We start from the raw sequence: 12,854 nt of genomic DNA on the forward strand, positions 1-12,854 counted from the left end.
ATCAGCGTTGCGCGTCGGTTGCCATCTTGACGGCCAGCGCGGTCAGCACCGTGCCCATCATCCAGCGCTGGATCACCAGCCATAGCGGCCGCCCGGCGAGGAAGATGGCGATCGAGCCGGCCGTCACCGCGATGATGGCGTTGACGGTCAGGCTGATCGCGACCTGCGTGGCACCGAGCACCAGAAGCTGCGACAGCACGTGGCCCTTGCCGGGGCTGATGAATTGCGGCAGCAGCGACAGATAGAGCACTGCCACCTTCGGGTTGAGCAGGTTGGTCATCAGGCCCATGGCGAACAGCTTGCGCGGCCTGTCTTTCGGCAGTTCGCGGATCTGGAAGGGCGAGCGCCCGCCGGGCTTCACCGCTTGCCAGGCGAGCCACAGCAAATAGAGCGCGCCGGCAAGGCGCAGCACATCATAGGCGAAGGGCACGGCGAGCAGCAGCGCGGTGATCCCGAACGCCGCCGACAGCACGTAGAACAAAAAACCGAGCGCCACGCCGCCCAGCGAGATCAGCCCGGCCTTCGGCCCTTGCGACAGCGAGCGCGAGATTAGATAGATCATGTTCGGGCCGGGCGTCAGCACCATGCCGAGGCAGACCAGCGCGAAGGCAAGGTGGTTGGCGGGTTCAGGCAAGAGCGCATCTCCGAGTGGGGACACTCACCACATGCTTCCATCACCCGCAAGGGCATGACGGCAGGAGCCTTTGCGCCAGTGCGCCGGGGCCCCTGCCTTAGTCGCCAATCCCATCGCCTTCAGCCGACGATGCGCAGGTTCGACAATTCGTTGGCGATTTCCTTGAAATTGTCGGACAGCGTCGCGCCCGTCGCATTCCAGAACAGCTTGGCTGGCTTGCTCGGGTCCGCCGGATCCTTGCGGAAGCGCGAATCCGACGAACACGCCTTCAGCGCATCGATTGCCTTCTTGTCGCTGGCATCTGTGGGCGACAGGTCGAGCGCCACCGTCATCACCAGAACGTTCGAATTCTTTGCATTGGCGCAGAGCGTTTTCATCTGCTCGTCGAGTGCTGCCGTGTAGTTGGCACCGGTATAGGTGGTCTTGCCGATATCGGTGCTGGTATTCATGAACAGGCGGGTTACGCTTCCAGATCCCGGATAGGTCAGCCCAGTGTAGCCGTAGGCGGCGTAGGTCGACCTGTTGTTGGCGTAGCTGCCGTCGCTGACGGCACTATAAGTATTGGCTCCGTCGGTCAGCACCACGACCACCTTGTCGTTGCCCCTCTCGCTGTTCGGCCGACCATCGGTGAACGGTGGGTTGCTCGATACAGTTCGCCAGCCCCAGGCAAGGCCCTCCGGCACGTTGGTGTTGCCGTTCGGCGCCATGGCGTCGATGGCGTCCTTGATCTCCTGCTTCTCTGCGTCCTGGCTGACGTCCTTCAACGGCGTGATCGGGTTGGTGGTGCAGGAGGAATTCGGCCCATCGCCCGCGGCTGCGGATTGCGAACCGTATGGTTTTACCAGGAAATATTTGCGCATGTCAGACTGGCGCTGGGAAGCGGTAGGACCGGCGACATAGGGCCAATCGGCCCACCAGTTGTTGCCGTAATTGTAGGACGTGCCGATGACGTCGTTGATGCCGTCACGGTTGAAATCGAGCCACAGAGTGCCAGCCTCATCCGGGGCGAACATCGGCACGAAAAGTGTGGCCGGCGCCGCTGTATCGGGCGTGGTGTCGTCGACATTGTAGGGATATGGCCGTGCTTCGACGCAACCTTGCCAACTCGCATAGCGGCTTGTGGTGTAGATATATTCCGGTGCGCTCCAGTGGCCGTACTGGCAGGTGCCGTTCTTCTTGTATGTGTCGCAGACATATTGCTTCGAATTGGGTACCTCTTCGCGGCCCGATTCGACCGTCATGTCGGCGTAGAGGCTGAAACGCGTCAGCGGCTGGTCCTTGGTCTCGCCCCAGCCGGTGCCGCGCTTGTACCAGACGCCGTTGAGCTTCTCGGCATATTTGTCCGGATTGTTGGCGGCACTCATCGTCGTCCAGTCGAAATCCTCGTGCTGGATCGGGGAGATGCCGTCCTGATCCATCCAGCCGTCCTGGTCGTGGGTAGGGCCGACATTGACCGAGGCCGCAAACGGCACGAGAGAAAACTGCACCGGTTTGGTGATCTGCTTCATCTGCTGCGCCTGAAGCGCCAGCGTATCGACAAGCTGCTTGGCGGCCGACTTCAGCAGGTCTATTCGCTTCTCGCCGGTGCCGGAGCCGAGATCGCTCATCGAGCCGGAATTATCCAGTACAAGCGCGACTTCGAGGGTGTTCTTGAGGCGGAGTTCCGAACATTCGGTGAAGGTCGTGTCGCTTGCCGTGCCGCCGATCAGCAGGCTGGCGGCCGGTAGAAAATAGGGGTGGAAGGTGAGGCCGGCGCAGAGCTTCAAGGTGCCGCCGCCGGCATTGTTGTTGGGCAGCGTGACGGTCAGCGCTGTGTTCGCCGGGTCGATACGTGCGAGATTGGTTTCGAAAAATGTCTTGGCGTAGGCCTTGACGTCGTCGTCGCTGGCGCCGGCAACGATCTGCTGGGCAGCGGCGAGGCCGGCCGCATCAAGTGCGTTCAGCGTTTCGTGCTTTTGGCGCAGCAACTCCCCGTAATCGACACTGAGCGCCAGACCGGCCATCAGCGGCACAATGGTGATTGCAGTCATTAACGAGTAGTTGCCACGTCTGTCGTGTCGGAATTCACCGATTATTGCCTTCAGCATTCCCGCCCGCCCCATTTCTCCCGGACGATGCCATGCATGTTTAAATTTCCGATTGCTGAAATGCGTTCAAGGTCGGCACGGTTTTTCAATGCCCGTTAACCACACGTCCTCGCCGGCGTCCCCGGGCGGCAATCTTGCGGGCGCAACGAAAGCTGGTGACAGAGCGAAATGCTTCGGTTAATCCGGGCCGGCCGCTACGGACCGTCGGTCGCGGCGCTTGCAAGCATCATAGTACAGGGACAACGGCATGGCGGATTCGCCCGACATCATTGGTTCGCTCGCAGACCTGTCGGGAGTCTATTCAGCCATCCTGTGCGATGTCTGGGGCGTGGTGCACAATGGCGAATGGCATTTCCCGGCGGCGGCTGCCGCGCTGATCGCTGCTCGCGCGGCGAAAATACCTGTCGTGCTGATCACCAATTCGCCGCGTCGCAGCGCCGACGTGGTGGTACAGATGAACGCCATCGGCGTTCCTCCCGCCGCCTACGACCGTGTCGTGACGTCCGGCGACGTTACCCGCGACCTGATCGCCGAAGGGCCGCGAAAGATCTTCCATATAGGCGCCGATCGGGATTTCACGCTCTATGAGGGCCTCGACGTCGAACTCGTCGAGGAGTTCGAAGCATCCGGCGTGGTCTGCACCGGCCTGTTCGATGACGAGGTGGAGAAGCCGGAAGATTATGCCGATCTGCTGCAGAGGCTGCGTGCCAGGAACCTGCCCTTCATTTGCGCCAATCCCGACATCGTCGTCGAGCGCGGCGAACGCATGATCTGGTGCGCAGGCGCTTTGGCCCGCGAATACGCACAGCTTGGCGGACGCACGCTGATCGCCGGCAAACCCTACGCGCCGGTCTATGACGTCGCCATGAAGGAGATCGCCGTCATTCTCGGCCGCCCGGTCGAGCGTTCGCAAGTTCTGGCCATCGGCGACGGCATGATGACCGACATCAAGGGCGCGGCCGACAATGGCTTCGACGTGCTCTACGTATCGGGCGGCATCCATGCCCGCGATTACGGTGAGACGCTGCAGCCGGATCCGGCCAGGCTCGCGGCCTTCCTGGAAAAATATGGCTACAGGCCGGTCGCGGTGATTCCCAGGCTGCAATAGGTTCAAGCCATGACGGCCATGTTCGAACGCATTTCCGCAACCGCACCGCTGCCGGCCCATCTGCGCGGCGGCGTGGTGGCTATCGGCAATTTCGACGGCGTCCACCGCGGCCACCAGGCGGTGCTCGAACGCGCGCGCGCCGAAGCGGAGCGTCGCGGCGTACCCGCCCTGGTGCTGACCTTCGTACCGCATCCGCGAAAGGTGTTTAGGCCGGACATGCCGTTGTTCGTGCTGACGCCGCCGCCGATGAAGGCGCGGCTGTTGTCGCATCTGGGCTTTGCGGCGCTGGTCGAACAGCCGTTCACACGCGAGTTCGCCTCCTTGTCGGCGGAGGCCTTCGTCACCGGCGTGCTCGAGCGCAACCTCGGCATAAGCCACGCCGTTACCGGCTTCGATTTCCATTTCGGCAAGGACCGCCAGGGCGGTCCGGCCTATCTGATGGCTGCCGGCGAGCGCCACGGCTTCGGCGTCACGCTGGTGGATGCGTTTCGCGACGAAAGCGCCGAGGTGGTGTCGTCGAGCCGCATACGCACGCTGCTGTGCGAGGGCAATGTGGCCGAGGCCGCCGGCTTGCTCGGCTACCGTTTCACCGTCGAGGCGGAGGTGATTGGCGGCCAGCAGCTCGGCCGGACACTCGGCTTTCCGACCGCAAACATGAGGCTTTCGCCGGAAGCCACCCTCAATGAAGGGATTTATGCCGTCCGCTTCCGCCGCGCCGACGGTTCGCTACACGATGGCGTCGCCAGCTTCGGCCGCCGGCCGACGGTCGACGACAATGGCGCGCCATTGCTGGAGACCTTCGTCTTCGACTTTTCCGGCGACCTCTACGGCGAGATTTGTGCCGTGTCCTTCTTCGGCTACCTGCGCTCGGAGGTGAAGTTCGACGGGCTTGACGCGCTGGTCGCCCAGATGAAGCGCGACGAGGCCGAGGCGAAGGCACTGCTCGCCGGCGTCAGGCCGCTTTCCGGGCTGGACGCGGCCATAGCTTTTTAGAGCATGGTCCCGAACCGAAGGTCAGCGAAGCAAAAAGTGGGATCCGGTTTTCCGATTAAGATCATGCTCAACCAGAATTTATCTCTTCAGCGCCAAGCCAAGGGCGATGAAGGTCCAGCCCTGGAAGATCAGGTCGACGGCCAGGAACAGGCCCAGCACCCACACGCTGTTGACCGGCCAGCCCATGGCGATGACCAGTCCCGCCAGCGCGCTGATGACGCCGGCCGCGACCACCCAGCCCCAGCCCGGCTGCGGCCGGTGGCTGTAGCCTACCCAGGCCCTGAGCACGCCTGAGGCAAGCAGCGCGACCGCCAGGAGGAAGGTCAGCACCGTCGAGGCGAAGACCGGATTGTCGAAGGCGAAGAAGCCGGCGACGGCGTAGAGGAGGCCGCTGAGCAGCCAATAGAAGAAGCGGCCCCATGTCTTCACGCCGAAGGCATGGATGATCTCGACAATGCCGGCCATCAGCATCAGCCAGCCCACGACAAAGACCGAGGCGACGGTTGCGATGAACAGATTGCCGAAGGCAATGCCGCCGAAGACAAGCAGCAGCACCCCGAGCGCGACGAACCATCCCCATTTCGCCCGCGTCTGGCTGATCGCATCTTTCAAGGCATCGCCGTGCAGTGTCATCGCCCTCTCCCTCAAGACTACTTGGCCTTTTTTGTCGGCTTTGAAGGTAACGCCGATAGGCCTTCTCGTAAAGCGAGCAGGCTGTGAGGGTCACACCCATGCTCGGGCGGTACGCCTGCGAGACGTCTGCTTTTGGCAAGAGCAGCCGCTGCGAGTTCATTTCCGTGAAACGTGGGCTTGCGCCCTCAGGCCAAACCGTGGTCACGCCGAGGTTTAGTTGGAGAATAGCTCCTGTCCGCAAAGCGGCCGCAACGTCGAGCTTTGATATAGAGCCCGACCTCCAAATGCCGGGCAACGCCGGTCGCATCCGCATCCGCATGTCACAACCTTGCGTCGAGGTCTCAGTAATCGCCGCCCTCGCGATGCAGGGTCGCGAGGATTAGCCCGAGCGCGTTGGGCAAGAAGTAGATTGTTCCGCCGAGCTGGTTCGAGAGCGGCATGGTCTTGGCTTCCCATGACAGGAAATAGTCGCCGGCGATCACCGTGAAGCCGATGCCCCACACCAGGATTGCGCACAGGCAGCCCAACATCATCCATGCCTTGCCATGAGCGAAATCGGCGCTGCTGCCAACCACCTTGCGCAGCATAAGCACAAGCCCGATCAGTCCGAATATCCCCGCCAGGGTCTCGACGGCCATGATGCCGACGAGTGCCACAGGGGCAGCCCATGGCATGGTGATGGCACGCCATTGCTGCCATGGGTTGCCGTAGGTGTTGGTCATTTCGATCATCGGCTTCACGGCATTCACCAGAGTGTCTTTGAAGTCGGTTGCATCGTTCAACAGACCGAGAAAACCCCACAGGGTGGGGAACAGCGCCATCACGATCAGCCCCAATCGTCCTACGCTGCGCGGATTGACAAGCCGCTCGGCAGTGGTTCCGGCATACGAATTGTCCGGCATCGGAATTCCCCCTCTTTTGAACCTTGCACCGTCGAGCAATCGAAAATTGGCTCACACGGCAGCACCGCCAATATGGCACGGACCTCGGACGATTTCTCGCTGATATTGATCGGGCTGATCGCAAGATGATCGTGGCGCTGGTTCGTCGCTATATTTGCAAGCAGGCAATCGTTATCTTGTCGATGACATTTGGCTGTTCGCCTTTCTCGGCGCTTGGCAAGACTGGGGAAGCAAAATGAGCGATGTGGACGAACACCTCGATCTGATGGAGATCAACGCCGTCCGCAGGCTGTTGACGTCAAAACCACGAACGGTCCGCTGGGACGAACGCCGGGCGCGGCTCGACGAAGTCGGTTCGGTCTGGCCGGTCGCGGAGGACATCCGATGCGAGCGCGTGGTTTTCGATGGCCTTGAGGGAGAGTGGTCCCTGGCGCCTGGGAGTGACAGGGATAAGGTTCTGCTCTTTTTCCACGGTGGTGGCTACTGCTCCGGCTCCCTTAAAAGTCATCGTCGAATGGTTACCGAGGCAGGTCGGGCAATGGGAATACGCACCCTCGCGATCGACTATCGCCGCGCACCGGAACATCCTTTCCCTGCGCAACATGAAGACGCACTCACCGCATGGCGCTTTCTGAGCCGGCAAGGCATCGCGTCGGATCGCATCGTGGTTGGCGGAGACAGTGCGGGCGGCAACCTCACTCTGTGTCTGGTCAGTGTATTGCGCACGGCAGGCGAGCCGTTGCCGCGATGTCTTTGGCTGGTTTCGCCTTGGACGGACCTTTCGATGTCCGGCGCGACACTATCAACCAAGGACGCAATCGACCCTATCATCCACCGGGCGTATTTGGAGGAACTGGCAACGGCCTATGTTCCCAATGGCGTTGGTCGGCGCGATCCGCTGATCTCGCCTTTGTTCGCCGATCTGAGCGGATTTCCCCCAATGCTGATACAAGCCGGTTCGGCCGAGACGCTGTTGTCGGACGCAACTCGGCTCGCCGAAGCCGCTGGCGCGGCTGACGTCAAAGTAGGTCTCGAAATTTGGCCGCATATGATTCACGCTTGGCCGGTTTGGAATGCGGGGTTGAGCGCCGGTCGCCGCGCTCTTCACAGCGCAGGCATGTTTGTCCGCGAATGTTTGTAACCCCTGCCGAGGCAACTGCTATCGTATTCCAAACACTTGATCTGGAATCTTGGTGCGCCAAACAATCGACTGCAACGCGGAACAGGCCGGCCAACGCTGCCGATGTTGCGGATATTAAGTCAAATTTTACCGAACTGGCGCCATGGCTTCAGTCAAGGCTGGTTGTATCGGCCAATGCGTTCGACGTATGGAGTAACGATGCGGTCTGTCCCGACGATCCCGACGGTCTTGGCCGCATTCATGCTCGGCACCTGCGGCGTTGCCAAGGCCGGCGAGGGCACCTTCGGCTGGCTGTCCGGAGACTGGTACCTGACGGTCGGCGCCACCGGCATGGTTGCCCCGAATTTCGAGGGCGGCAAGAAGTACCTGCTCAGTGCCTCGCCGATCATCTCGCTCGGCAAGGCTGGTCCCGCGGCGCGCTTCACCTCGCGCAACGACAATATCTCATTGGCATTGATCGACGATGGCGGCGTCCGCGCCGGCCTGACAGGCAAGTTCCTGTTTTCTCGCGACGGCGGTGACGCCGACGAATTGAAGGGTCTCGACCCGGTGCGCTGGGGCGGCGAGGCTGGCGGCTTCTTCGAATTCTATCCTTTGGATTGGCTGCGTGCCCGCGCCGAATTGCGGCACGGCATTCGCGCCCATAACGGCTTTGTCGCCGACATCGCCGCCGACGCCTTTTACGATGTGACGTCCGACGTCAGGATTTCGGCCGGACCGCGCGTTTCGTTCGCCTCATCGGACTATTTCGACGCCTATTACCGCGTTGATGCCAAGGAGTCCCTGGCCTCGGGACTTAGCGAATATCATCCCGGCGGCGGGGTGAAGTCGGCGGGCCTGGGCGGCGCGGTGACCTGGAAGGTGACCGAGCCGATGACGGCCAGTCTGTTCGGCGAATATTCCCGCCTGATGGGCCCGGCCGCCGATTCCAGCCTGGTCAAGGAGCGCGGCTCCAGGGATCAGTTCATGATCGGCGTGTCGACGACCTATCGCTTCGATTTTTCGATGTGATGTCTACCCCAGCAATCGGGTATCGATAGGATGCGTTGTGACCTCAACGATGTGGATGCCGTCGCGCGCCAGCAAATCTGGGTTGAAGAGATAGTTCCTTGTAAACGGGACGATCACACAGGGGACTTCCATAACGGCGTGCTTGGCTGTGGCGATAAAATCCGTGCCGAGCCGCTGCGTCGTGGCTGTATCGTGCTTCCAGTCATCAGATAATTCCAGAGATGCAACGGTAACGCCGTCCGGCACTTCGATTTCCAGAAGCTGATAGGTCTGGGGCAGGTCTTCCGCGTCCACATGCACCAGAATTTCGAGAAGCGCTGTAGCTGGATGATCGGCGCAGTAGACGATCGGTGTCCCCATGACATGCCAACGGCCGGCGCTGACCATGCCACCGGCGCCGGAGAGATCGGCGTAGCTGGAAATGCGCCACAGCCGCATATGTGTTAGGCGAGAATGCCGTAATCGATGCGATGGAGCTCTTCTTCCACCAGGACGGCACCCGTCTCGGACTGCAAGAGGTTGATCGGTATCTCGTTGAGCACTCTGCTGCGCTTGCGCAACCAACGCTGCGCCTTTTCATGACTGCCGAAAACCCGGTCCGCCATCGCTGAAACCCGCTCAAGTCGCTGGACGCGGTCGGATTCGGTGATCGTCAGAGTCTCGTTTCGCTCTTTACGACGCGCCAGGGTCCGTCGCGGGCCGACGATCTTGTAGATTTCATCACTACTGAAGCCCCGTTGACGGAGCCCTTCGACCCTGGTGACATGAACGAGAAACCGTTCCGTCGCGGTATCGGGAATTGCGGCGTCGGCGGGATCGGCTTCTGGGCGAATCTTGGTATGCAGACTAGACATGAGCTGGCTCCGCTGCCACTTGCCCCTAGATATAGGCGCAAGTGGCACATCATGCAAGGAAAACCACGACAACAAACTAACGACATGATGCCCCGACAGGAAACCGCCGAGAGTTCGGGCTTTTCAACATCGCCTGTGTCGGTTAAAAGCCCAGCCATGACGAGCTTTTCGCGCCTTCTCGCGACTGCGATACGAATTACAGGCCCGGTGTTCCGGGCGGCCTGACCGCCGCCGGAGCCGCCGGGAATCTTGCGCGCGCCTCTCGCGCTTTTTCCAGATCATGATAGTTCAACGCCCGGGCTCTTTTGCCGCCGGGCAACGCATATGGCAGACGAATGACTGATACCGAGACCGCCGAGACGATCGACTATTCCAAAACGCTCTACCTGCCGCAGACGGATTTCCCGATGCGCGCCGGTTTGCCGGAAAAGGAGCCGCTGCTGGTCAAACGCTGGCAGGACATGGACCTTTACCGCAAGTTGCGCGAAGACGCAGCCGGCCGCGAAAAATACGTGCTGCACGACGGCCCGCCCTATGCGAATGGCAACATCCATATCGGCCATGCGCTGAACAAGATCCTCAAGGACGTCATCACCCGCTCGTTCCAGATGCGCGGCTATGACTCGAACTATGTACCCGGCTGGGATTGCCACGGCCTGCCGATCGAATGGAAGATCGAGGAGCAGTACCGCGCCAAGGGCAAGAACAAGGACGAGGTGCCGGTCAACGAGTTCCGGCAGGAATGCCGCGAGTTTGCGGCGCACTGGATCAAGGTGCAGGGTTCCGAATTCCAGCGGCTCGGCGTCGTCGGCGACTTCGACAATCCCTATACGACAATGGCTTTCCATGCCGAGGCGCGGATCGCCGGCGAACTGCTGAAATTCGCCATGTCCGGCCAGCTCTATCGCGGCTCCAAGCCGGTGATGTGGAGCGTGGTCGAGCGCACCGCGCTGGCCGAGGCGGAGGTCGAATACCAGGACTATGAGTCGGACACGATCTGGGCGAAGTTTCCGGTCGTCAGCCTCGCTCGCCAGGTCATCAACATCGAGGATGGCCAGCCAGCCTTGGATCCCAAGCTGACGCAGACGTCGCTCGATCTGCTTGATGCCAACGTCGTCATCTGGACGACGACGCCGTGGACAATCCCCGGCAATCGCGCCGTCAATTACTCGCCGCGCATCAACTATGGTCTCTACGAGGTTACCGCGGCCGAGAACGCCTTTGGTCCTCAGCCCGGCGAAAAGCTGATCTTTGCCGAGAAGCTTGCGGACGACGCTGCCGCGAAGGCCAAGGTCACTCTGAATCGGCTTCGCAGCGTTGGCGCCGAAGAGCTTGAAAACCTTACGCTTTCGCATCCCCTCAAAGCTCTGGGCGGCGGCTACGATTTTCCCGTGCCGATGCTCGCCGGCGATCACGTCACCGACGATGCCGGCACCGGTTTCGTCCACACCGCGCCGGGACATGGCCGCGAAGACTTCGACGCCTGGATGGATGCTGCCTCTGATCTTCGCCAGCGTGGCATCGACACCGCGATCCCCTTCACCGTCGACGATGCCGGCTTCTTCACCAAGGACGCGCCGGGCTTCGGCCCGGACCGCGAGGGTGGAGCGGCGCGCGTCATCGACGACAATGGCAAGAAGGGCAACGCCAACCAGGCTGTCATCGACGAGCTGATCAAGCGCAACGCGCTGTTCGCGCGCGGCCGCCTGAAGCACTCCTATCCGCATTCCTGGCGCTCGAAGAAGCCGATCATCTTCCGCAACACGCCGCAATGGTTCGTCTATATGGACAAGGAGCTTGGCGACGGCACGACGCTGCGCAGCCGCGCCCTAAAAGCCATCGACGATACCCGCTTCGTGCCCGCCGCCGGCCAGAACCGCATCCGCGCCATGATCGAGGAGCGCCCCGACTGGGTGCTGTCGCGCCAGCGCGCCTGGGGCGTGCCGATCGCCGTCTTTGCCGATGCCGACGGCAATGTGCTGCGCGACGAGGCAGTCAACCAGCGCATCATGGACGCCTTCGAGAAAGAAGGCGCCGACGCCTGGTTCGCCGCCGGCGCCAAGGAGCGGTTCCTCGGCAATCACGATGCCTCGAAATGGCAGCAGGTCATGGACATCCTCGATGTCTGGTTCGATTCAGGCTCGACGCATGCCTTCACGCTTGAGGACCGGCCCGACCTGAAATGGCCGGCCGACGTCTATCTCGAAGGCTCCGACCAGCATCGCGGCTGGTTCCACTCCTCGCTGCTCGAAAGCTGCGGCACCAGGGGCAGGGCACCCTACGACACCGTCGTCACCCATGGCTTCACCATGGATGAGGAGGGGCGGAAAATGTCGAAGTCGCTCGGCAACACCGTCGTGCCGCAGGACGTCATCAGGCAGTCCGGCGCCGACATCTTGCGGCTGTGGGTGGTGACGACCGATTATTGGGAAGACCAGCGGCTCGGCAAGAACGTGCTGCAGACCAATATCGACGCCTACCGCAAGCTGCGCAACACCATCCGCTGGATGCTGGGCACGCTCGCCCATGACGACGGTGAGGAGGTGCCGCTGGACAAGATGCCGGAGCTGGAGCGGCTGATGCTGCACCGGCTCGCTGAACTCGATGAAGTCGTACGCTCGGGCTACGACGCGTTCGAATTCAAGCGCATCACCCGCGCGCTGCTCGACTTCATGGTGGTCGAGCTGTCGGCCTTCTATTTCGACATCCGCAAGGACGCGCTTTACTGCGAAGCGCCTTCCAGCGTGAAGCGCAAGGCTTCCGTGCAGGTGGTGCGCCATCTCTTCGACTGCCTGGTGAAATGGCTGGCGCCGATGCTGCCCTTCACCATGGAAGAGGCTTGGCTCGACCGTCATCCGGATGCGGTCTCCCTGCATCTCGACCAGTTCCCGGAGATCCCGGCGGACTGGAAGAACGAGGCGCTGGCGGAGAAGTGGCGCAAGGTGCGGCAGGTCCGCCGTGTCGTCACCGGGGCGTTGGAAATCGCCCGTGCGCAGAAGGTCATCGGCTCTTCGCTGGAAGCGGTGCCGGTCGTCACCCTCGACGATGCCGTGCTCGAAGCGGCGATCGCCGATGTCGACATGGCCGAGACGGCGATCACCAGCGATCTGGTTATCATGCACGGCAATGCGCCGGCGGGCAGCTTTACCCTCGACGACGTCAAGGGCGTCGCCGTGGTCGTCGAGAAGGCGGAGGACCGTGGCCTGGTGAAGTGCGCGCGCTCCTGGCGCTACACCGCCGATGTCGGCTCAGATCCGGAATTCCCGGATGTTTCGGCCCGTGACGCCGCTGTTCTGCATGAGCTGAAGGCTTTGAGCCGTCTTTGAGGCGGTGCACAAATGCCACGGCGGGGGCCGATCGGCCCTCGCGCGTTGCCCTTAACGAGTGGTTGAGGTAAACACGCGAAACTCCGGACGACAAATTGTCGCCGGAATTCCGTCGGAAGAGCATAGGCGATGGGGACCGGACCTTTCTTTGGCCGGCGGCAATCG

General features: G+C 61.8%; 11 protein-coding genes. 5 read left to right on the forward strand and 6 right to left on the reverse strand.

Annotated features, from left to right (window positions below; all coding sequences use genetic code 11):
• Window position 1: 1 nt before the first annotated feature.
• Window positions 2–634, reverse strand: a complete 633-nt coding sequence (locus NKI70_RS08980) for a LysE family translocator (RefSeq protein ID WP_023674336.1) — start codon at window positions 632–634, stop codon at window positions 2–4.
• 119 nt (window positions 635–753) lie between these two features.
• A complete protein-coding gene (locus tag NKI70_RS08985; protein WP_352855238.1) occupies window positions 754–2,721 on the reverse strand; it encodes a pilus assembly protein TadG-related protein in 1,968 nt (655 codons plus the stop codon).
• Between the two features lie 247 nt (window positions 2,722–2,968).
• Here NKI70_RS08985 and NKI70_RS08990 point away from each other — a divergent pair, with 247 nt between their 5' ends.
• Window positions 2,969–3,829 (forward strand): TIGR01459 family HAD-type hydrolase, encoded by an 861-nt coding sequence (locus NKI70_RS08990; protein WP_352724485.1) that lies wholly within the window; start codon window positions 2,969–2,971, stop codon window positions 3,827–3,829.
• A 9-nt stretch (window positions 3,830–3,838) separates the two neighbouring features.
• Window positions 3,839–4,822 (forward strand): bifunctional riboflavin kinase/FAD synthetase, encoded by a 984-nt coding sequence (locus NKI70_RS08995; protein ID WP_352724486.1) that lies wholly within the window; start codon window positions 3,839–3,841, stop codon window positions 4,820–4,822.
• 78 nt (window positions 4,823–4,900) lie between these two features.
• Here the strand turns inward: NKI70_RS08995 and NKI70_RS09000 are convergent, their stop codons facing one another.
• Window positions 4,901–5,455 carry an HdeD family acid-resistance protein gene (locus NKI70_RS09000; RefSeq protein WP_352724487.1) on the reverse strand — a complete coding sequence of 185 codons (555 nt, stop codon included), beginning with the start codon at window positions 5,453–5,455 and terminating at the stop codon, window positions 4,901–4,903.
• 341 nt (window positions 5,456–5,796) lie between these two features.
• Entirely contained in the window at window positions 5,797–6,396 is a 600-nt protein-coding gene (locus NKI70_RS09005; RefSeq protein WP_352724488.1) for a DUF2165 family protein, read from the reverse strand.
• Between the two features lie 196 nt (window positions 6,397–6,592).
• On the opposite strand from NKI70_RS09005, the gene NKI70_RS09010 reads away from it, so the two are divergent.
• Both NKI70_RS09010 and NKI70_RS09015 read left to right on the forward strand, forming a co-directional pair.
• The gene (locus NKI70_RS09010) at window positions 6,593–7,498 is read left to right on the forward strand and encodes an alpha/beta hydrolase (protein WP_352724489.1); all 906 of its coding nucleotides are present in this window, start codon (window positions 6,593–6,595) and stop codon (window positions 7,496–7,498) included.
• A 198-nt stretch (window positions 7,499–7,696) separates the two neighbouring features.
• Entirely contained in the window at window positions 7,697–8,509 is an 813-nt protein-coding gene (locus NKI70_RS09015; RefSeq protein ID WP_352724490.1) for a MipA/OmpV family protein, read from the forward strand.
• 3 nt (window positions 8,510–8,512) lie between these two features.
• Here the strand turns inward: NKI70_RS09015 and NKI70_RS09020 are convergent, their stop codons facing one another.
• Window positions 8,513–8,947 carry an RES family NAD+ phosphorylase gene (locus NKI70_RS09020; RefSeq protein ID WP_023674343.1) on the reverse strand — a complete coding sequence of 145 codons (435 nt, stop codon included), beginning with the start codon at window positions 8,945–8,947 and terminating at the stop codon, window positions 8,513–8,515.
• Between the two features lie 5 nt (window positions 8,948–8,952).
• Entirely contained in the window at window positions 8,953–9,363 is a 411-nt protein-coding gene (locus NKI70_RS09025; RefSeq protein ID WP_352699126.1) for an Xre family toxin-antitoxin system antitoxin, read from the reverse strand.
• Between the two features lie 335 nt (window positions 9,364–9,698).
• Here NKI70_RS09025 and ileS point away from each other — a divergent pair, with 335 nt between their 5' ends.
• Complete coding sequence (gene ileS / locus NKI70_RS09030) at window positions 9,699–12,689, forward strand: isoleucine--tRNA ligase (protein ID WP_352699124.1); 2,991 nt, start codon at window positions 9,699–9,701, stop codon at window positions 12,687–12,689.
• Window positions 12,690–12,854: the final 165 nt, after the last annotated feature.

The sequence above is a fragment of the Mesorhizobium sp. M0500 genome, assembly GCF_040321165.1.
In the GTDB taxonomy this organism is placed as follows: Bacteria; Pseudomonadota; Alphaproteobacteria; order Rhizobiales; family Rhizobiaceae; genus Mesorhizobium.